General features: G+C 64.2%; 27 protein-coding genes and 1 pseudogene. 7 read left to right on the top strand and 21 right to left on the bottom strand.

Annotated elements, in window-relative coordinates; all coding sequences use genetic code 11:
- Positions 1 to 65 precede the first annotated feature (65 nt).
- Positions 66 to 959 carry a haloalkane dehalogenase gene (locus N7E70_RS04760; RefSeq protein WP_067965941.1) on the bottom strand — a complete coding sequence of 298 codons (894 nt, stop codon included), beginning with the start codon at positions 957 to 959 and terminating at the stop codon, positions 66 to 68.
- A gap of 71 nt (positions 960 to 1,030) precedes the next feature.
- Between N7E70_RS04760 and N7E70_RS04755 the strand changes: the two genes are divergently transcribed.
- Complete coding sequence (locus N7E70_RS04755; RefSeq protein WP_154386734.1) at positions 1,031 to 1,510, top strand: MarR family winged helix-turn-helix transcriptional regulator; 480 nt, start codon at positions 1,031 to 1,033, stop codon at positions 1,508 to 1,510.
- Here the strand turns inward: N7E70_RS04755 and N7E70_RS04750 are convergent.
- The 6 genes from N7E70_RS04750 to N7E70_RS04725 form a co-directional block, all read right to left on the bottom strand.
- The gene (locus N7E70_RS04750) at positions 1,507 to 2,052 is read right to left on the bottom strand and encodes an MgtC/SapB family protein (protein WP_067956109.1); all 546 of its coding nucleotides are present in this window, start codon (positions 2,050 to 2,052) and stop codon (positions 1,507 to 1,509) included. The two genes, N7E70_RS04755 and N7E70_RS04750, sit on opposite strands and share 4 nt — an antisense overlap.
- 75 nt (positions 2,053 to 2,127) lie before the next feature.
- Entirely contained in the window at positions 2,128 to 2,544 is a 417-nt protein-coding gene (locus N7E70_RS04745; RefSeq protein ID WP_067956108.1) for a CopD family protein, read from the bottom strand.
- Positions 2,541 to 2,870 (bottom strand): DUF3817 domain-containing protein, encoded by a 330-nt coding sequence (locus N7E70_RS04740; protein ID WP_263005665.1) that lies wholly within the window; start codon positions 2,868 to 2,870, stop codon positions 2,541 to 2,543. Before N7E70_RS04740 ends, N7E70_RS04745 begins: the two co-directional genes overlap by 4 nt.
- 75 nt (positions 2,871 to 2,945) lie before the next feature.
- A complete protein-coding gene (locus N7E70_RS04735) occupies positions 2,946 to 3,581 on the bottom strand; it encodes a class I SAM-dependent DNA methyltransferase (protein WP_154386736.1) in 636 nt (211 codons plus the stop codon).
- Entirely contained in the window at positions 3,578 to 4,387 is an 810-nt protein-coding gene (locus tag N7E70_RS04730) for an amino acid ABC transporter permease (RefSeq protein WP_154386737.1), read from the bottom strand. The genes N7E70_RS04735 and N7E70_RS04730 overlap by 4 nt, the downstream gene beginning before the upstream one ends.
- Positions 4,384 to 4,743 carry a winged helix-turn-helix transcriptional regulator gene (locus N7E70_RS04725; protein ID WP_246340652.1) on the bottom strand — a complete coding sequence of 120 codons (360 nt, stop codon included), beginning with the start codon at positions 4,741 to 4,743 and terminating at the stop codon, positions 4,384 to 4,386. Before N7E70_RS04725 ends, N7E70_RS04730 begins: the two co-directional genes overlap by 4 nt.
- A 76-nt stretch (positions 4,744 to 4,819) precedes the next feature.
- Here N7E70_RS04725 and N7E70_RS04720 point away from each other — a divergent pair, with 76 nt between their 5' ends.
- Entirely contained in the window at positions 4,820 to 5,203 is a 384-nt protein-coding gene (locus N7E70_RS04720; protein WP_246340653.1) for a YybH family protein, read from the top strand.
- Positions 5,204 to 5,254: 51 nt separating this feature from the next.
- On the opposite strand, the gene N7E70_RS04715 is transcribed toward N7E70_RS04720, so the two are convergent.
- The 3 genes from N7E70_RS04715 to rplS form a co-directional block, all read right to left on the bottom strand.
- Positions 5,255 to 6,052 (bottom strand): basic amino acid ABC transporter substrate-binding protein, encoded by a 798-nt coding sequence (locus tag N7E70_RS04715; protein ID WP_067956101.1) that lies wholly within the window; start codon positions 6,050 to 6,052, stop codon positions 5,255 to 5,257.
- 157 nt (positions 6,053 to 6,209) lie between these two features.
- Positions 6,210 to 6,728, bottom strand: a complete 519-nt coding sequence (locus N7E70_RS04710; RefSeq protein ID WP_185910257.1) for a GNAT family N-acetyltransferase — start codon at positions 6,726 to 6,728, stop codon at positions 6,210 to 6,212.
- Between the two features lie 64 nt (positions 6,729 to 6,792).
- Complete coding sequence (rplS, locus tag N7E70_RS04705; protein WP_067956097.1) at positions 6,793 to 7,341, bottom strand: 50S ribosomal protein L19; 549 nt, start codon at positions 7,339 to 7,341, stop codon at positions 6,793 to 6,795.
- A 362-nt stretch (positions 7,342 to 7,703) separates the two neighbouring features.
- On the opposite strand from rplS, the gene N7E70_RS04700 reads away from it, so the two are divergent.
- Positions 7,704 to 8,459: a sulfite exporter TauE/SafE family protein gene (locus tag N7E70_RS04700; protein ID WP_185910256.1), complete on the top strand. Its 756-nt coding sequence runs from the start codon at positions 7,704 to 7,706 to the stop codon at positions 8,457 to 8,459.
- 10 nt (positions 8,460 to 8,469) lie between these two features.
- Here N7E70_RS04700 and N7E70_RS04695 read toward each other — a convergent pair whose 3' ends face one another.
- The 3 genes and pseudogenes from N7E70_RS04695 to rimM form a co-directional block, all read right to left on the bottom strand.
- Positions 8,470 to 8,898, bottom strand: a complete 429-nt coding sequence (locus tag N7E70_RS04695) for a DUF4279 domain-containing protein (RefSeq protein ID WP_246670871.1) — start codon at positions 8,896 to 8,898, stop codon at positions 8,470 to 8,472.
- Between the two features lie 6 nt (positions 8,899 to 8,904).
- Positions 8,905 to 9,579: pseudogene (trmD, locus tag N7E70_RS04690) on the bottom strand (tRNA (guanosine(37)-N1)-methyltransferase TrmD); the annotation flags it as partial.
- Complete coding sequence (gene rimM, locus N7E70_RS04685; RefSeq protein WP_263005664.1) at positions 9,576 to 10,172, bottom strand: ribosome maturation factor RimM; 597 nt, start codon at positions 10,170 to 10,172, stop codon at positions 9,576 to 9,578. The gene rimM and the pseudogene trmD, both read right to left, overlap by 4 nt.
- A 69-nt stretch (positions 10,173 to 10,241) precedes the next feature.
- Here rimM and N7E70_RS04680 point away from each other — a divergent pair, with 69 nt between their 5' ends.
- On the top strand, positions 10,242 to 11,180 hold the full coding sequence (locus tag N7E70_RS04680) for a tyrosine recombinase XerC (protein WP_154386741.1): 939 nt from the start codon (positions 10,242 to 10,244) through the stop codon (positions 11,178 to 11,180).
- A 122-nt stretch (positions 11,181 to 11,302) separates the two neighbouring features.
- On the top strand, positions 11,303 to 12,373 hold the full coding sequence (locus N7E70_RS04675; RefSeq protein WP_263005663.1) for a TraB/GumN family protein: 1,071 nt from the start codon (positions 11,303 to 11,305) through the stop codon (positions 12,371 to 12,373).
- A 9-nt stretch (positions 12,374 to 12,382) separates the two neighbouring features.
- Here N7E70_RS04675 and N7E70_RS04670 read toward each other — a convergent pair whose 3' ends face one another.
- Positions 12,383 to 12,778 (bottom strand): DUF2867 domain-containing protein, encoded by a 396-nt coding sequence (locus N7E70_RS04670; protein WP_331461933.1) that lies wholly within the window; start codon positions 12,776 to 12,778, stop codon positions 12,383 to 12,385.
- Between N7E70_RS04670 and N7E70_RS04665 the strand changes: the two genes are divergently transcribed.
- Positions 12,725 to 13,033 carry a hypothetical protein gene (locus tag N7E70_RS04665; RefSeq protein WP_263005739.1) on the top strand — a complete coding sequence of 103 codons (309 nt, stop codon included), beginning with the start codon at positions 12,725 to 12,727 and terminating at the stop codon, positions 13,031 to 13,033. The genes N7E70_RS04670 and N7E70_RS04665 overlap by 54 nt on opposite strands.
- Positions 13,034 to 13,044: 11 nt before the next feature.
- Entirely contained in the window at positions 13,045 to 13,398 is a 354-nt protein-coding gene (locus tag N7E70_RS04660) for a hypothetical protein (protein ID WP_083948376.1), read from the top strand.
- A 92-nt stretch (positions 13,399 to 13,490) separates the two neighbouring features.
- Here N7E70_RS04660 and lpdA read toward each other — a convergent pair whose 3' ends face one another.
- From lpdA to odhB, 7 genes are all read right to left on the bottom strand, one after another.
- Positions 13,491 to 14,897 carry a dihydrolipoyl dehydrogenase gene (gene lpdA / locus N7E70_RS04655; protein ID WP_154386744.1) on the bottom strand — a complete coding sequence of 469 codons (1,407 nt, stop codon included), beginning with the start codon at positions 14,895 to 14,897 and terminating at the stop codon, positions 13,491 to 13,493.
- Between the two features lie 26 nt (positions 14,898 to 14,923).
- Positions 14,924 to 15,679 carry an SDR family oxidoreductase gene (locus tag N7E70_RS04650; RefSeq protein ID WP_154386745.1) on the bottom strand — a complete coding sequence of 252 codons (756 nt, stop codon included), beginning with the start codon at positions 15,677 to 15,679 and terminating at the stop codon, positions 14,924 to 14,926.
- Positions 15,676 to 16,170: a hypothetical protein gene (locus N7E70_RS04645; RefSeq protein WP_067956089.1), complete on the bottom strand. Its 495-nt coding sequence runs from the start codon at positions 16,168 to 16,170 to the stop codon at positions 15,676 to 15,678. The genes N7E70_RS04650 and N7E70_RS04645 overlap by 4 nt, the downstream gene beginning before the upstream one ends.
- A complete protein-coding gene (locus tag N7E70_RS04640) occupies positions 16,170 to 16,814 on the bottom strand; it encodes a LysE family transporter (protein ID WP_067956088.1) in 645 nt (214 codons plus the stop codon). Before N7E70_RS04640 ends, N7E70_RS04645 begins: the two co-directional genes overlap by 1 nt.
- Complete coding sequence (locus tag N7E70_RS04635) at positions 16,811 to 17,269, bottom strand: VOC family protein (RefSeq protein WP_067956086.1); 459 nt, start codon at positions 17,267 to 17,269, stop codon at positions 16,811 to 16,813. Before N7E70_RS04635 ends, N7E70_RS04640 begins: the two co-directional genes overlap by 4 nt.
- 36 nt (positions 17,270 to 17,305) lie before the next feature.
- Positions 17,306 to 17,719, bottom strand: a complete 414-nt coding sequence (locus N7E70_RS04630; protein ID WP_154386746.1) for an MAPEG family protein — start codon at positions 17,717 to 17,719, stop codon at positions 17,306 to 17,308.
- 126 nt (positions 17,720 to 17,845) lie between these two features.
- Positions 17,846 to 19,117 carry a 2-oxoglutarate dehydrogenase complex dihydrolipoyllysine-residue succinyltransferase gene (gene odhB, locus N7E70_RS04625; RefSeq protein WP_263005662.1) on the bottom strand — a complete coding sequence of 424 codons (1,272 nt, stop codon included), beginning with the start codon at positions 19,115 to 19,117 and terminating at the stop codon, positions 17,846 to 17,848.
- Position 19,118: the final 1 nt, after the last annotated feature.

Below are 19,118 nucleotides of genomic sequence, written 5' to 3'. Positions count from 1 at the left end.
CAATCGCAAGCTCCGCCTGGCCCAAGCGGCAAGATGGCGGAGCGTCCACGGATGCCCGCAAGCAGCTATACGATGCGCGCCAGCGCAGCCTCGCCGCGGCGCAGCCCATGCCGGTCGGCCCAGCCTGAAACAGCGGCAGCAATCGCTTCCGGCTGGTCTTCCGGCGCCGCATGCCGGGCTGGACCGCAGTTCTCGATCTCGAGGCTGGCAATGTTGTCGGCGCACCACCGGATCATCTCCTCCCCGATCATCAACGTCTCCATCGAACCTTCGAAGGTTAAGAGCAGCTTCGGCACGCCGCCGCTCGCCGCCAGCCAGCGGTCATAGGCCTCGATGCGGGCAATCACATCGGCTGGCTCGCCGTCGATCGGCATGGCGCGTGGCCAGGCGAGCAGTGGCCGCCGGCTTTCGCGGGTCGGATAGGGCTTGCGATAGACGTCGAGATCCCCGTCGCTCAGCCCATTGAGCACGGTGGCGCGCAGGGCGAACTCTATGAAGAAGTTCTCGTCCAGCACCTTGGCCTCGCCGGTGCCCGCGCCGCGAAGTGCCTCATAGCGTGGCCGGGCGCTTTCGGCGAAGTCGGCCCAGCTCATCGGACGCACGATCGTCTCCATCACGGCGATGCCGCGCACCCGCCCGGGATGGCGCGCGGCCCAGTCGAAGGCCAGCGCCCCGCCCCAGTCGTGACCGACAAGCACCACCTCCTCCAGCCCCATCGCCTCGAACCAGGCGTCGAGATAGCGGGCGTGATCGTCGAAGCTGTAGGCAATGTCAGGTTTGCCTGAACCGCCCATGCCGATCAGGTCGGGCGCAAGCCGGCGCACGCCGTCGCCCATGCCGGGAAGCACGTTGCGCCACAGATAGGACGATGTCGGGTTGCCGTGCAGGAACACGAACGGCACGCCGTGCCCCACATCCACATAGGAGATTGTCGAGTCGAGTACGCTGATTGCAGGCATCTGGCTTTCCTTCCCGTCGCTCAAGTAGTAAGGTGCCTGTCTAATATCAATTAGTCAGGCACCTGTCCATCTTGAAAGAGACGATCCCGGAAAATCCGCCGCTCGGCCTGTTGCTGCGCCTGGTCCACCAGCATTGGACCCAGGCCGTCGACACCGCCCTCGACGCTGCCGGATTCGGCGACATTCGTCCGCCGCACGCCAACGTCTTCACCTTCACCCCATCGCAAGGCATCCAGGTCAGCGAACTGACCAAGCTCGCCCATGTCCGCAAGCAGACGATGGCCCAGGCGGTGGAGGAGCTGGAGAAGCTTGGTTATGTCGAGCGCCGACCCGATCCCAACGACCGCCGCGGCCGGCTGGTCTTCCTCACGGAACGCGGCAAGGCCGTGCGCCCCATCGCCGCCGCCACAGGGCGCAAGGTTGACGAGCGCTGGGCCGAACTGACCAGCCCGCAAGAGATGGAGGCGTTGCGGCAGGCGCTGCGGCTGCTGTTCGAAAAGGTGCGCGACGACGTGACGACCCGCCCAGGCGATGAGACGAAGGCTGACTAGCCGGCCTTGCCCTTGCCCGGGCTATGCGCACCCGGCTTTTCGTCGCGTTTGTCCTCGCTGAGGTCGAACTTGACCTCGAAGCGGTGCAGCAAGCCGAGAACGCACAGTGCGAGCAGGGTGACGAAGGCCGCGATCTGCCAGAGCCCAAGGCCTGCGGCGAGGCCGATGGCGCCCGCCAGCCACATACCGGCACCCGTCGTCAGCCCCTGCACCTCGCCCCTGCTGAAAAACACCACGCCCGCGGCAAGGAAGGCGACGCCGGCGGTCACCGCCTCGACGACGCGGATCGGATCGACCTTGGCGCCGTCCTTCAGCACCTCCGGTCCGAACATCGGCGCATGCACGATCTCGATGGTCAGCAGCGCGAAGGTTGCCGCCGCCACACAGACGAGGATATGTGTCCTCAGACCCGCCGGCCGGTTGCGCCATTCACGCTCGAAGCCGATGGCCGCGCCGAAGACGGCAGCCAGCAGCATGCGCGCGACGATGACGGGAAACGAGGTGTAGGTCGGATGGCCGAATTCTTCGACGAGCTGTTCCATGGGGGCCTCATGATTGGTTCGGCTCCCAACGCGCCATGGCAAGGGTGGTTCCTCGCCCGGAACAGCCCGCTTCGCTCAGAACGGCTTGATGATCACCAGCCCGACAATGCCGAGCAACAGCAGGCCGACCAGCCAATGCAGCTTCAGCACGATGCCGGCAGGCTTCGCCAGCCTGGCGCCTGCGAGCTGCCGCAACTGACCCGACAGCACGCCATGCAGGCCCGACATCGCCACGACAAGCGCCAGCTTGGCGTGCAGCCAGGCGTCGCCGAAAGAGCCGAGGTCATAAGCGAGATAGAGCCCCAGCGCCCAGACGATCATCATCGCCGGCGTCGACAGCATCGAGAAGCCGGCGCGCAACTGCGCCGCCTGCCGCGAATCGATGCCGCCATTCCGGGCCATGTGCGACAATGCCAGCGGCACTGATATCATGCCTGACAGCCAGACCACCATCGCCACGACATGCAGAGACTTGATGACGAGATAGCTCATTGCCCTGCCGTCTGGTTGGCCGCCCTGGCGGCGAGGAAGCGATCATTGATGAAGGTGCCGAAGAGCACGAGGCAGGCGAGGCCGGTGCGCAGCATCTCCCTGGGCGACCAACCACCGCCGGAGAAATTGTCGACCAGGCACACGACGTAGAAGACGAAGGCGAGGCCGTGGACCGGCCCGGCCGCGCTGACGATTGCGGGATAGCCGGCCAGATGTTTCATCGGGACAGCAAACAGCACGAGGAAAAGCAGCGTGCTTCCCTCGAACAGGCCCGCGAAGCGCAGGCGGGAGAGTGGATTGGAGAGGATCTTGCGAATGGTTTCCATGCCGCGAGATTTGTCCGCGGCCGTGCCGCTCGCAATCGTCCATCCGGTCGCAGAGGCCGAATGACGCGCGACATTTCAGACAACCCTGAATATATACGCCTTGACCAGCACATCCGGTTCGGCCACGGCAAAGGCCCGGAAAGCAGGGCTCTCCTCGACCGCCTGCCATCTTCCGGTCGCCACAAGTTCAGTGAACTTATCCTGGAAACCGCCCGCTTCCAGGACCACGTCGCGGACGGTGAAGATGACGAAGCCACCCGGCCGCGTGATCCGGACCAATTCGTCCAGGCTCGATGCCGGCGCATGGCCCGCCGTGAACACGCCGGTCGAGAAGACGGCGGCGAAATGCCGGTCGGCCCAAGGCAACGGACCGCCGAGTGCGGCCTGCGTCAGCGCGCTGTGGCCGCCGCGTGCCCGCGCCAGTTCGAGCATTTCCTCGGAGAAGTCGAGCCCTTCGATGTCGTCATATCCAAGCGCCTGGAGATACGGCCCCGACAGTCCGGTGCCGCAACCGGCATCGAGCAGCGGTCCTTCGCCCTTGGGCACGTGCCGCGCCACCCACGCCGCGATCACGAAGGGCAGGCAGTATCCCAGCGCCGCTGTCTCGGTGTCGTAGCCGTTCGCCCAGGCCGCATAGGCCGCCGCCAACTGCATTTCTGTCTCTGCCGCATAGACCATGTCGAGCGCAGTCTTGTCGGCACCTCCGGTCATGGCGTGAAATCCCTGCGCATCCGCCGCTCCAGCGCCCGCAGGCTGAGCGACAGCCCGACGGTCAGGAGCAGGTAGACATAGGCTACGATAGAGTAGGTCTCGAAGAAGCGGAATGACCCCGAGGCATAGACCTTGGCCATCTGGGTGATGTCGGCGACGCCAAGCACCGACACCAGCGAGGAATCCTTCACCATGGCGATAAAGTCGTTGCCATAGGGCGGCAGGATGGTCCTGAATGCCTGCGGCCAGACAATCAGCCGAAAGCGCTGGGTGCGCGACAATCCCAGCGCCTTCGCCGCCTCGATCTGGCCGACATCGACGGCCTGGATGCCGGCGCGGAAAATTTCGGCGATGAAGGACGAATAGGCGATCGTGAGTGCAATGATCGCCCGCCACAGCAGCGAGAAGTCGCGCACCTGCATCGGCTCGACCAGCCCCGCCGATTGCAGCGGTAGCGTCACCCAGTTCCACGCCACGACGAAGGCCGGCGCGCCGACGAAAGCGATCCAGAACAGCAGCACCAGGATCGGCAGGCCGCGAATGATCTCGACATAGAAACGCGAAACCTGACGCAGCAGCTTGGAATTCGACAGCCCGAGCAGGGCGATGAGCAGCCCGAGCGCCGAGGCCATGGCGAAGGCGACGATGGTGACGAAAAGTGTTACCCAAAGCCCTTTGACGAGGGTCGACAGGATCTGGCCGTAGACGTCGCTGGCCGCGATGGTCACCGCCGAAACCACACCGATCGCCACGGCAGCCACCAGCCACCACGGGAAATCGTCCTTCTTGACCCGGTACTGGCTCATGCTGCGTCCTGCCGCGGCCCGGCAAAAGAATGCGGCAGCGTCTCGAACTGGTCGAGCAAGGCGACCACCCGGCGACCGCCCGCCGTCAACGAATAGACGACGCCGCGCGGGAAAGCTGAAACTGCGTCGCGCTCGACAAGGCCGCGTCTCAACAGGCCGTCCAACCGCTCCGACAGCACCTTGGCGGTGACCCCGGGCAGCCGTGCCATCAGGTCGCCATGCCGCTTCGCGCCCACCGACAGCTGCCACAACACCAGCGCGTTCCAGCGATGGCCGAGAAAAGAGAGCCAGTCTTCTACCGGACATAGCTCCGGCCGTCGCGGCATCGGCACCTCGCGCTCGCTGGTCGCGGTCATCTCTGCACTCATTCGGGGTACCCGTTTGGATAGCTCTGCAAGGGCGTGTTCTGGTCGCCGAAACAGGAGAAAGCCAATGTCATCAAAAGTCTACCGGCCGGCCGACATGAACGAAACTTTTGCCGCCATCCGCAACAGCGGCGATGTCGAGGCTCTGCTTGGGCTCTACGAGGAAGATGCCCGCCTGCTGGTCGATGCCGGCGGCGAGGGCTTTGCCGGCAAGGCCGCCATCGCCGAAGAACTTGAGCGGCTCGTGCGCATGCCCGGCACGATGAGGTCGCAAAACACCTTCTGCGTCGAGCATGGCGACCTGGCGCTGCTGCGCGCCGATTTCGCGATCGTCGATGACGAAGGCCGCCCCCTCTATTTCGGCTTCACTGCCGAGATCGTGCGCAGGCAGGCCGACGGCACGTGGCTCTATGTCGTCGACCACGCCGGCGCCAGCCGCTACCGAGCCTAGGCTCGACCAACAGTTTGCCGTCTCCGCCAGATGGAGGAGACGGCAGCGCAATCACTGCCCCATCTTGTAGTCGAGGAACCACTTCTTGTTCAGCTTGTCGAAGGTGCCGTCAGCCTTCAGCGCCGCGATCGCCTGGTTGATCGGAGCGACGAGGTCCGAGCCCTTCTTGAAGATGAAGCCGAAATCCTCGCTGCCCAGCGGCTCGCCCACCACCTTGAGCTTGCCTTCCGAGGCGTCGACATAACCCTGGGCGGCGACGCTGTCGGTCAGCACGAGGTCGACGTCGCCGGCCTTGAGCGCCTGCACGGTAGCGCCGAAGGTCTCGAACAGCTTGATGCGCGGGTTCTGCTCGTTGCCGTCGAGGATCTCGTAGACGGCGGTGTAGAAAGGCGAGGTGCCCGGCTGCGCCGCGATCAGGCCGTCCTTGAGCGCACCGAAGCTCTTGGCGTCGGTGAAGCGGCTCTCGTCTGATCGCACCAGCATGAACTGCTGTGACCGCATATAGGGGTCGGAGAAGTCGACCTTCTCCTTGCGCTCGTCCTTGATGGTGATGCCGGTCATGCCGATCTGGTACTGGCCGTCCGAGACCGCCTGGATCATGGCGTCCCACGAGGTGTTCTGGTACTCGATCTTGACGTTCAGACGCTTGGCGATCTCGTCCATGGCGTCGTACTCCCAGCCGATCTGCTTGCCGGTCTTGGGGTCGATGAACTGCAGCGGCGGATAGGCATTTTCGGTCACCACGACGACCGACTTGCCGCCAAGATCCGGCAGGCTCTGGGCCATGGCGGCCAAGGGCAGAAGCACGACAGCCAGCGCGCCGGCCAGCGACAGTTTGAAATTAGACATGATGCGTTCCCCGAAACGAGAAGACCGGCGGCGCCGGTCGATTTGCGCCAGACTTTAGCCGTCCCAAGCGTGCTTGCAAGCATGGACGATGCGCTGGCACAGCCGAATGCACTGTATCTGTTTCGCTTTTGGCCCGTTTGCGAAACAACCCCCGGCCTCAGCCACCCGGCTGGTAAATCAGCAGATGCTCGTCATGAAACACGCCGTCGACGAGAAGCGCCCTCGGCTCGACGCCGTAGCTGACGAATCCAAGACCGAGATAGAGCCTGAGTGCCGGCAGATTGTCGGCGATCACATGGGCATGCAGTGCAAGGCCGCGTTCGGTCGCATGGTCGATCACCTGCCGCACCAGCGCCCGGGCGGAACCCGTGCCGCGCCAGACCGGATCGACATAAACGCCGAACATCGCGCCCTTGTGCCGTGTCTTGCGCCGCTTGTCGCCGATGAAGGTCGCGACGCCGACGAGCTCGCCATCGCCAAACACGCCATACACCGCATCGGGTTCGGCAAGGCTGATCCGCGCCTCGAAATCGGCGTCGGTCAGGTGCGCCTCGTCTTCCGGGCTCGAGCTGAAAGCCAGCGGCGCGTTTTCAAGCGCAGCAAACCGCAGCTTGCGATAGGCAGCGCCCTCGCCCGGTATAAGCCGACGCACGACGAAATCCCGCGAACTCACCACCAACAAATCCTCCTCAAACGCAAAAGGGCGGCCGAAGCCGCCCTTTCGAAATCAAGTCCGGAAATTACTCGGCTGCGGTCTCGGCGGCGGCTTCAGCTGCCTTGGCGGCCTCGGCTGCTGCCTTCTTCTCGGCGGCTTCCTGAGCGGCCTTCTCGGCGGCCAGCGCCTGGGCTGCGGCAACCTTCTCGGCTTCGATACGGGCCTTCTCGGCGACCAGTGCGGCACGCTCGGCGTCGTTCAGCTTGCGGGCGCGGACGCCGGTGTTCTCGGTGATACGAGCCGACTTACCGCGACGATCGCGCAGGTAGTAAAGCTTGGCGCGACGCACCTTGCCGCGACGGACGATCTCGACGCCCTCGATCATCGGCGAATAGACCGGGAACACGCGTTCCACGCCTTCGCCATAGGAGATCTTGCGGACGGTGAAGTTTTCCTGGAAGCCCGAGCCGGCGCGAGCGATGACGACGCCTTCATAGGCCTGGACGCGGGTACGCGAGCCTTCGGTGACGCGCACCTGGACGCGCACGGTGTCGCCCGGCTGGAATTCCGGCAAGGTGCGCTTGGCTTCGATCTTGGCGGCCTGTTCGGCCTCGAGCTGGCGGATGATATCCATCTCAAAAATCCACTTCTTGTTCTTCCGACAGCCAGAGCGCCCAACGCTCGCCTTGCAGTTCCAAATGACCGCTTGGGTATGCCTTCTTCCCTTGCGGGCCTTCTGGCAGGGGCGACTACACCGTCACTGTTGACGGGTCCGGTCGATTATTCGTCCGGTTCGGGCGGGCACATAGCGCTATTTCGGCCATTTGTCACGCCTTTGCCGCTTCTTTTTTACGCGCCTTGCGTGCAGCGGTCCAGCGAAGGATGGCGGCCGGCGGCCACAAAGCCAGTTTCACCGAGGCACTGGACAACGTGCCTTGCCTTCCCTGCGTCAGCTTCCTAGAGAGCAACGAACGCAAACCACCTCTCAGGCAGCCCGTGTCCCTCGTCACAATTGGCATCCTCTTCCTCGCCGGCTTCCTATCGGGAGTCGTCAATGCCATCGCCGGCGGCGGCACCTTCCTCACTTTCGGCGCCATGACCATGCTCGGCGTCCCGCCGATCTCGGCCAACGCCACCTCGTCGATCGCCCAGTTCCCCGGCTACATCACGTCGACCTGGGCCTACATGGCCGACATCAGGCAGATGTGGCGCGGCGCCGTCGCCTTTGCCATCATTTCGGCCGTTGGCGCGCTGGCCGGAGCGCTCATCCTGCTCTCGCTCGACAATGTCGCCTTCGGTGCGCTCGTGCCGTGGCTTCTGCTCGCCGCCACCGCCCTCTTTGCCGCCGGCCCGTGGCTGCGCCCGAAGAAGCTCGCCGCGCGCGCCGCTGATGCACCGGCCTCGCTCGCCGGCCGCATCGTTCAGTTCTTCACCTCGATCTATGGCGGCTTCTTCGGCGCCGGCATGGGCGTGATGATGCTGGCCACCCTCGGCCTCACTGAAGGCGGCGACTACCACCGCCTCAACGCGCTGAAGAACATGCTCTCAATCGTCATCGCCGCGGTTGCCATCATCATCTTCGCCTCGGGCGGTGTCGTCGCCTGGACCCATGCCGCGATCATGGTGCCGGGCGTCGCGCTCGGCGGCTACGCCGGCGTCTGGACCGCCCGCCGCGTCCCCCAAGCGCTCGTACGCACCTTCGTCGTCGCGGTCGGGCTGTTCCTTGCGTTTTATTACTTTAGCAAAGGCTAAATCAGGCTGACTATCTTAGCAGCTCGTCGTGATAGATATCGAAGTCGATTGAAATCCTGCGCTGGGACAGAAAGTTCAGCGTTTCTTTATCGAGATTGAAACCTTGGTTGTAACCAGACAGCCAAAGGCAGCACGAGACTTCGACAGCGAACCTGTCAGCGAGCGCTGACCAATCAACGTTGGGAAGCAGTTTGTCAAAAAGCGACGCTATCGCCCCGTCGATATCGTCCGATCCCGCCTCGGAGATTTTCCAATAGCCAACCCTTTTTTTGGTCGGCTTTGCCTTCTCCGAAATCTTGACGAGGTCCCCCTTCTTCCAGGAAGTTCTCGGCTCGCACCCCAACAGGGCGGTTATTTCATTGGGATCAAGGCCTTCGCCTGTCAGGTTCAAACTAACCTGAGAGCGGATTTCACCGACGTAGCTTTCCTTAGTGCCCATGCTACGCAGCAGATCCGGCCGCCGCTCTTTGGTCAGCTTCTCTGCCTCGGCGCGGCGCCATTTGGCGATCTTGCCGTGGTTGCCCGAGGTCAACACCTCCGGAATGGCTCGGCCCTCGAATTCCTGCGGCCTCGTATAGTGCGGATGCTCCAGCAGCCCGCCCTCGAAACTCTCTTCCTCGCCCGACACGTCGTTGCCCATCACGCCGGGCAGGAGCCGCACGACCGCGTCGAGCAACACCAGTGCCGCCGGCTCGCCACCCGAGAGAATGAAGTCGCCGACTGAAATCTCTTCCAGCTCGCGTGCGTCGATCACGCGCTGGTCGACGCCTTCGAAGCGCCCGCACAGGATCACTGCACCCGGCCCCGCGGCCAGTTCACGCACCCGCTCCTGCGTCAGCGGCTTGCCGCGCGGGCTCATCAGGATGCGCGGACGTTCGTCACCCTCGGGCGAAGCGTCGTCGATGGCCTTGGCGATGATGTCGGCACGCAGCACCATGCCGGCGCCGCCACCGGCCGGAGAATCGTCCACGGTCCGGTGCTTGTCGGTGGCGAAGTCGCGGATCTGCACCGCCTCCAGCGCCCAGTCGCCGCGCTCCATCGCCCTCCCGGCCAGGGACAGCCCCAGCGCGCCCGGAAACATTTCCGGATAAAGCGTGAGCACGGTTGCTCGGAACATCAGCGATTGCCCCCGGCGTCCTTCGGGCCGCGCGGCCGTTTGTCGAACTCGCCATCGGAGGGTGCGTCTTCGTCGTCCTCGTCATCGACAAGTCCGGCCGCCACAGTGTCGATGGCCACGAAGCCGCCTGATACATCGACGACCGGCACCGCGGCCTGGGTGAACGGGATCAGCACGCCCTTGCGGCCCTGGTACTGGATTTCCAAAATGTCGCCGCCGCCATAATTCTGCACGGCAAACACCTTGCCCACCGGTGCGCCGGTTTCATCGCGAACCTGAAGGCCGACCAGGTCGGCGTGATAGAACTCGCCCTCGTCACCATCGTCGGGCAGCGCCGAACGGTCGACGAACAGCTCCGTGCCCGTCAGCGCCTCGGCCGCGTTGCGGTCGGCCACGCCCTTGAAACGCACCACCACCACCTCGTTGGCAGGCCGGATCGCAGCGATCTCGAAAGCGCGCCCGTCCTTGGCATAGAGCGGGCCGTAGTTGGCCAAAGCCAGCGGGTCGCCGGTGAAGGTCTTGACCCGCAACTCGCCCTTGATGCCATGGGCGGCGCCGATCACGGCCATCTGGATAGGATTTTGGGGTTTGGCCATCGCCTGCTTCACTGCTTGTCAACTTCACGCGTTCAACACTGCCATATTCCAATCGGACGCCCGCTGCCAATGCAGGAATTCCTCATCGCCGCAAAACCCGACCTGCAATCAGCCCGCGAAGGCTGGCTGAAGGCGCTTGCCGGCGAACGTCGCCTCTCGGCAGCAACGGTCGATGCCTATGAGCGCGACACACGCCAGTTCCTGCAGTTCCTGACCGGCCATAATGGCGGCCCACCCGGCATTTCCGACATCAGCGACCTGCGCCCGGCCGACCTGCGCGGCTTCCTTGCCTCGCGCCGCGCCGACGGCGCCGGTGCCCGCACGCTCGGGCGCGGCCTTGCCGGCGTTCGCTCGCTGCTGCGCTTCCTCGAACGCCAGGGCCTGGTCAATGCAGCCGGTTCGTCGGCCCTCAGGGCGCCGAAGCAACCGAAATCGCTGCCCAAACCGCTGACCGCGGTCGATGCCAGGCGTGTCGTCTCGGTGGGCGAACAGCTCGCCGAAGAACCATGGATCGCCGCGCGCAATGCCGCCGTGCTGACCCTGCTCTATGGCTCAGGCCTGCGTATTTCCGAAGCACTCAACCTGTCCGGCGCGGAACTGGCCTCGCCTGCCGACACCGTGCTGCGCGTTTCGGGCAAGGGCGGCAAGACCCGTCTCGTGCCGGTTCTATCAGTTGCACTCCAGGCCGTCGCCGAATACCGCAAGCTCTGCCCCTACCATCTCTGCGCTGGCGGCGCCCTGTTTCGCGGCGCGCGCGGCGGCCAGCTCGATCCGGCAATCATCCAGCGCGAGATGCGCAAGATGCGCGCAGCACTCAACCTGCCCGATACGGCAACCCCGCATGCTTTGCGCCATTCCTTTGCCACCCACCTGCTCGGCCGAGGCGGCGACTTGCGCACCATCCAGGAACTGCTCGGCCACGCCAGCCTGTCGACGACCCAGATTTACACCGGCGTCGACACGGCGCGGCTGCTGGAAATCTACGAAGCCGCCCACCCGCGTGCCTGACGCCTCGTCCGAAAGTCGCCCCCGATTTCCGGAGCATATTTCGCCTGCAACAGCTCTTGCGGCTCGACAATTGTCACCACCGCATTAACCGTTTTGCCGTTTTTGACCGTTACACCAGCAGCATGACACGTCTCGCTGCCATTGCCGATCGCACCTCGCTGTTGTCGTTGAAGCTGCTTGCAGCACTCAACATGCTGTTCTTCATCCTGTTCTTCGCCATCGCCTTCCTGCTCGCCGGCAAGGCACATGCCGAGGCGCCTGTTTGCACTGGCTCCGACATGCTGACCGAGTTGCAGAAGAGCGACCCGGCAGCGCTCGCCAGGATCGAAACCGAGGCCAGGGACACGCTCAACGGCCAGGGCCTGTTGTGGAAGCTGGAAAAGCCCGGCCAGAAGCCGTCCTGGCTCTACGGCACCATGCATGTCACCGATCCGCGCGTCACCGTGCTTGAGCCGGCGGCGCAAAAGGCCTTCGACGGATCGCACACGCTGGTCATCGAAACCACCGATGTGCTCGACCAGCAGGCGATGGTCGCCGGCCTGATGAAACAGCCCGAATTGATGATGTTCACCGATGCGACGACATTGCCGTCGTTGCTGTCGGCAGAGGAAGCAAAGATCGTCAATACGGCGCTGGAAGCGCGCGGCATCCCGCCGGCAAGCGTGACCAAGATGAAGCCGTGGATGCTGTCGGCGATGGTCGCCCTTCCAGCCTGCGAGCTCGCCCGCAAGTCCGGCGGCGCGCCGGTGCTCGACATCCTCTTGGCCCAGCAGGCCAAGGCGGCCGGCAAACAGGTCAATGGCCTCGAAAGTGCGGCCGACCAGCTCTCGGCGATGGCGTCGCTGCCGATCGAATTCCATATCAAGGGCCTCGTCGAAACCCTCAAGCTCGGCAACCGCATGAACGATGTCATCGAAACGATGGTCGTGCTCTACCAGCGCGGCGACACCGGCATGTTCTGGCCGCTGTTCCGCAATGCGCTGCCGAGCTCAGCCGGCGACGAGACCAGCTATGCCGCCTTCGAGGAAGCGATGGTGACGACGCGCAACAAAACCATGGTCGAGCGCGCCGGGCCCCTCGTCGGTCCGGGCGACGCCTTCATGGCCGTCGGCGCGCTGCACCTGCCCGGCCCGGACGGGCTGGTCGAGTTGTTCCGCAAGGCCGGTTACACCGTGACGGTGGCCGACCGCTGACAACTGCTTCTAAGGCTTGGCAGCCCGCGCCAGCATGGCCGGAACGATGATCCTGTGGAACGGCAGGACAATGGTGAGATAGGTTCGGCCGAGCCAGTTGTGCGGCTTGACCAACGTTGTTGCGCTGACCTCCTGCCGGCCCCCACCAAGCTCTGTCAATTCGACAACCAGCCTGAAATCGAGATGGTGGTCGTCCAAGCCAAGCACCATCCGCTGCCCGGACTGGCTCAGCACAGGGAACATCCCCTTCCGTTCCAGCTCCGGCGCAAGGTCTTCGTCGCGAGTCTTCAAGCCGAACGGCCTGACCATCACGTTGCGCAGCGTCATCAGTGCCCCGATCCAACTCGGCCGATGGCGGAACACCCGCTCGGCCGCAGTCCCGACGTCAAGACGCTGGCCATGCACCACAACGGTAAATTTGTCGGCGAAACTCGCGCCGGGCAATATTTGCGCGGCATCGGGAAAGACAGGCACCACTGGCATGTTCTTGGCCTCTGCTCATTGCAACCTGACCGAGCCTATTCCTGTTTGATCGCCTTGGAGCGTGGCGAAACGACGCCGCCGGAACGTTCGTTTCGAAATTTTCACGTCAAAGTGAAACCGAAACGGCCTTCGCGCGTTGATTGCGATGTTCACGCAACGATTGCGGAGCGCAGCTGAGGGAGATCTCAATGGTGAACAATCCAGATCCAGGACGCCCGGCCGGCCAGTCGAGCATGGGCAGCACGTGGCTGATAGCCATCATCGTCGTGCTGCTCGCCGCGGTGGCCTATTACATCTTCGGTCCCAAGACCGCCGAAGCTCCGGCACCCGCCGAGCCACCGGCAGCGACGGCCCCGGCACCAGCTCCGGCCGAACCTGCTGCTCCGGCACCGTCGGGCACGATGGCGCCCGCGCCTGCTGAACCGGCCCCCGCGCCGGCACCTGCCGAACCTGCACCCGCACCGGCCACTCCGGCTCCGGCCGAGCCAGCGCCTTCGGGCGGCGGCACAACGGCTCCGGCCCCGGCACCTTCCGGCGGCTAAGGCACCAGCTCAAATGCAAACGGCCCGCTCATCGAGCGGGCCGTTTCAATTTGGTTCGAAACGAACTGCGGACCGAAGCGATCCAGCGGTTCTTACATGTGGATCGGCTTGAAGAAGGTGGCGAGTGCCGCTTCCTTCACCGCTTCCGACATCGTCGGGTGCGCATGGCAAGTGCGGCCGAGATCTTCCGACGAGCCGCCGAATTCCATCAGCACCGCCGCTTCGTGGATCATCTCGCCGGCGCCGAAGCCGACGATGTGCACGCCCAGCACCCTGTCGCTGTCCTTGTCGGCCAGCACCTTCACGAAGCCGTCGGTGTGCAGCATGGCGCGCGCCCGGCCGTTGGCGGTAAACGGGAACTTGCCGACCTTGTAGGCAACGCCGGCCTTCTTGAGCTCGTCTTCGGTCTTGCCGACCGAAGCCACTTCGGGGCTGGTGTAGACCACACCGGGGATGACGTCGTAGTTCACATGGCCGGCCTGGCCGGCGATGATCTCGGCAACCGCCACGCCCTCGTCCTCGGCCTTGTGTGCCAGCATCGGGCCGACGACGACGTCGCCGATGGCATAGATGCCGGCAACGTTGGTGCGCAGATGGCCGTCGGTCTTGACCCGACCACGCTCGTCCATCTCGACGCCGGCTTCCTTGAGCCCCAGACCGTCAGTGTAGGGCCGACGGCCGGTGGCAACGAGCACGACATCGGCCTCGATGGTCTCAGTGTCTCCTCCCTTTACCGGCTCGAAGGTCACCGTCGCGCCCTTCTTGGCCTTGGCGACACCCGTCACCTTGGAGCCGAGTTTGAACTCGAAGCCCTGCTTGGCCAGCATGCGCTGGAACTGCTTGGCGACGTCGCCGTCCATGCCGCCCAGGATGGTGTCGAGATACTCGACAACAGTCACCTTGGCACCGAGGCGCGCCCAGACCGAGCCGAGCTCGAGGCCGATGACGCCGCCGCCGACAACCACCAGATGAGCAGGCACCTTCTCCAGCGACAGGCCGCCGGTGGACGAGATGATCACCTTCTCGTCGAACTCGACATTGACGCCCGGAATGCCGGCGACGTCGGAGCCGGTGGCGATGACGATGTTCTTGGTCTCCAGTTCCTGGGTCTTGCCGTCGGCCCCGGTCACGCCGACCTTGCCGGCGCCCAACACCTTGCCGATGCCCTGGAAGCTTTCGATCTTGTTCTTCTTGAACAGGAACGACACGCCGTTGACGTTGGCAGCGACGGTCGCATCCTTGTGCGCCATCATCTTCTTCAGGTTCATCTTCGGCGTGCCGACCTCGACGCCGAGCGCGTCGAAGGAATGCTGCGCCTCGGCCAGCATTTCCGACGCATGCAACAGCGCCTTGGAGGGAATGCAGCCGATGTTGAGGCAGGTGCCGCCGAAGGTCGCGTTCTTCTCGACCACGGCGACCTTCAATCCGAGCTGCGCCGCCTTGATGGCGCACACATAGCCGCCTGGGCCCGAGCCGATTACGACGACGTCATATGCCATTGTTCTTTCCTTCTTGCCTGGGGCGGTCAGCGACCGCCGCTCACATTCAAAATCGAGCCCGTCGTATATGATGCCTCATCCGACAAAAGCCAGATGACGGCACGGGCAACTTCTTCCGCCTTGCCTTCGCGTTTCATCGGCACGAGCCCGCGAATGGCGGCGATCCGGTCGGGCTGACCGCCCGACGCGTGGATTTCAGTGTCGATGATGCCGGGACGCACCGCGTTGACGCGCACGCCCTCGGTCGCCACTTCCTTGGCAAGCCCGATGGTCAAGGTGTCGATCGCGCCCTTGGAGGCGGCATAGTCGACATATTCGCCGGGCGAGCCGAGCGAGGCGGCCGCCGACGAGATGTTGACGATGGCGCCACCCGCGCCACCATGCAGGCTCGACATGCGCTTCACCGCCTCGCGGGCGCACAGGATCGAGCCGACGACGTTGATGCGCATCATGCGCTCGAGTCTGAAGGCGCTCATCTCGTCGACGCGCGCCTTCATGTCGACCACGCCGGCATTGTTGACGAAGGCGTCGAGCCGGCCATAGGCGCGGTCAACCTCGGCGAACATGGCGAGCACGTCGGCCTCGTTACCGACATCGCCCTTGATGGCGATGGCATCGCCGCCTGCCGACTTCAGCTCGGCCACCAGTGCTGTGGCCGCGGCAGCGTTGGACACGTAGCTGAACGCCACGCGATAGCCGGCCTTGGCCGCCAGCCTGCAGATGGCGGCCCCGATACCGCGGCTGCCGCCTGTGACCAGCAGGACTTTTCCCTGAGCGCTCATTCCTGGCATCCCTTCAGCTCGAACACGTCCCACGGCACTTTGGAAAAGCCTTGGGGACCATAGGCTGCAGATGTCCTGAGCCCGTGGCCCAGGTCGGAGAAGATAAGTTTCTTCGGCGCGGCCGCCGCGATGCGCTCGCGCGGCAGAAGCCCGACATTGCCCTGCTCGTCGACGCTGTAGATCACGCCCTGCCACACCGTGCAGGCTTCGATCTCCTCGCCGGTCACGTCGCCTTCCGGGCACTGATGCATCAGCATGCCGTTCGGCCGCGCCACGTCCTGCGACCACATCACCACGCCGTCGAGCACGATGGAATTGTCCATCACCATCTTGAAGCTGTTGGTCACGGTTGCCGATTCCAGCGTCGGCCGGAAGTCGATCTCGGCGGCACCGTCGCGGTCGCCATAGACGGCAAGCTCGATCGGGCATGCCGCTTGCGCCACCGTCGCCGACAGCACTGCAACAGCCGTGATCAGTGCCTGAAGCCGCATCAGCCGGCCTGCACGGTCGCGAGCTTCACGCCAAGCCCGATGAAGATCATGCCGGTCACCTTGTTGAACCAGCGGCCCCAGGCGACGAAGCGCTCGCGCACCGAGGCCATGGTGAAGAACATCGACACGCCAACAAACCATGTAATCAGCACCACGGCCATCAGCAGCCCGTAGACGCCCTTCACCGCGGCGGGCGTCTCGTGGCTGACCATCGCCGTGAACAGCGGCAGGAAGAACAGCACCGCCTTGGGGTTGAGCGCATTGGTGACGAAGCCCGTCAGGAAGCAGCGCACAGCAGAAATCTCCCGGGTCTCACTTGCGCCCGCCTGCACCTCGACCGACGCCATCTCCATCGGCCCGGCACGCAGCGCCTTGATGCCGAGATAGAGCAGGTATGCGGCACCGGCCCACTTGATCAGCGAAAACAGCAGCAATGACTTCGACACGATCAGCCCGATGCCGAGGATGGTGTAGCTGACATGAAACAGCAGCGACACGCCGATGCCGAAGCTGGTGATGATGGCGGCGCGGCGGCCATGCACGATACTCTGGCGCACCACCATGACGAAATCGGCACCCGGCACCACCATCAGCACCGAGAACACGGCCAGCAGGCCGGCAAATTCGAACGCATATTGCGTCATGCCTTGTCACTCCCCGACTGCGCGCCCAGTGATGCATTGCCCAAGGGCGCATTGAACGCCCAGACATGACCGAACGGATCCTGGATCTTGGCGTAGCGTGCGCCCCAGAACATGTCGTCTGGCTCCATCACAGTCTTCGCACCAGCCGCCACCGCCCGCTCGACCGCCTGGTCGACCTGGCCGGGCAGCTTCAAATTGATGTTGACGGTCATGCTGGCGCCGCCGCGGGAGAGCGGCGACAACACATCGCCGCCGAATTCGGGAAACTCGTCATGCAGCATCACCTCGCTGCCGAACATGGCGAGGTTGGCATGCAGTACGCGCACGCCGTCATCGGCCATCTGCTCGAAGGTCTCGACGGCATCGAACGCCTTTTCGTAGAAGGCGATCGCCTCCTTGCCGTCCTTGACGCACAGATGCACCTGGATTGCGGGAATGTCTGGTTCGAAAGCCATGCGACCGTCTCGTTTCGGTTTCTTCAGGCGGCAATGTTACGTCATCAGGCGCACGACCATCAGGACCAGCCCGGCGATCGAAACGAACCAGACGAGCGTACGCAGCACCGGAATTCCGCCCACGTACAGCAAGGCATAGACAAGGCGGGCGACGATCCACATCACGGCGCCGACGGCACCCAATTCGCCCGTCTTGCCTGTCACCGCCAGCGCCAACGCCAGCGCGATGAAGGCGGGATAGGTCTCCAGCATGTTGTTGAGCGACCGGATCAGACGCCCCGAAACGATGCTCTTCGGCGCGCGGCCGTCGTCACGCGAACTGAGCAGATACTTGATGCTGAAATCGCCCGACAGGTCGAGCGAAAGCGCCTGCACCAGTATGTGCGCGATCAGCAGCACGACACTCCAGCCCAGAACCCAGATTTCAGTCGATGCTGCTGCGGCTTCCATCACCACTACCGCCCTCGAAGCGCAAGATAGCTGATCAGTACGGCGTCTCCGGCCGCTGGCAAGTCCGGCATTAGCTCAGGAAAGCAAAGGGGCCCGGTCAGCCGAGCCCCTTGAAGCCTTTTTCGATCAGAGGTCGAGAACCAGACGCTCCGGATCTTCCAGACTGTCCTTGACGCGGACCAGGAAGGTCACGGCTTCCTTGCCGTCGACGATGCGGTGATCGTAGGACAGTGCAAGATACATCATCGGGCGGATGACGATCTGGCCGCCGACAACGACCGGACGGTCCTGGATCTTGTGCATGCCGAGGATGCCCGACTGCGGTGCGTTCAGGATCGGCGTCGACATCAGCGAGCCGTAGACGCCGCCGTTGGAGATGGTGAAGGTGCCGCCCTGCATGTCGGCGACCGACAGCTTGCCATCGCGCGCGGCGAGACCGAGGCGACCGATTTCCTTCTCGATCTCGGCGATCGACATCTGGTCGGCATCGCGCACCACCGGAACCACCAGGCCCTTTTCGGTGCCGACGGCAACGCCGACATGGGCGAAGTTCTTGTAAATGATATCGGTGCCGTCGATCTCGGCGTTGACGGCCGGGATTTCCTTCAGCGCATGGGTCACCGCCTTGGTGAAGAAGCCCATGAAGCCGAGCTTCACGCCATGCTTCTTCTCGAAGATGTCCTTGTACTTGGTGCGCAGCGCCATCACCGCGCTCATGTCGACCTCGTTGAAGGTGGTCAGCATGGCAGCCGTCGACTGCGCTTCCTTGAGGCGGCGCGCGATCGTCTGGCGCAGCTTGGTCATGCGCACGCGCTCTTCGCGCGGAGCGTCTTCGGTTGACGAGGGAACGCGTGCCGCAACCGGTGCGGCGGCAGCGGCCGGTGCCGCGGCGGGCGCCGAAACGCCCTTGGCAATGGCTTCAAGCACGTCACCCTTCAGCACCTGGCCGCGCTTGCCGGAGCCGGCGACCTGGTCGACCGACAGGTTGGTCTCGGCCAGAATCTTGGCAGCAGCCGGTGCCGGCGGCATCTTGCGCTCTTCGATCGGCGGCGAGCCGGCAACCGATGCGGTCTGCGCGACGGCTTCCTTGACAGTCGATGCCGCGTTCGGCGCCGACGCCTGGGCGACAGCTGCGGGCTTGGCTGCTGCCACGGCGCCATCGCCGGCACCGATGGTGCCGAGCAGCGCGCCGACGCCGACGGTTTCGCCTTCCTTGACGGTCAGCTCGACCAGCACGCCGGCGGCCGGCGCCGGCACTTCGATGGTGACCTTGTCGGTCTCGAGCTCGACCAAAGGCTCATCGGCGGCGATCACGTCGCCGGCCTTCTTGAACCACTTGCCGATGGTTGCCTCGGAAACGGATTCACCGAGGGTAGGGACACGGATTTCGGTAGCCATT

The sequence above is a fragment of the Aminobacter sp. NyZ550 genome, from assembly GCF_025628925.2.
Classification (GTDB): domain Bacteria; phylum Pseudomonadota; class Alphaproteobacteria; order Rhizobiales; family Rhizobiaceae; genus Aminobacter; species Aminobacter ciceronei.
The sequence above is the reverse complement of the archived record's forward strand: the minus strand, read 5'-3'. Positions and strand labels throughout refer to the sequence as shown.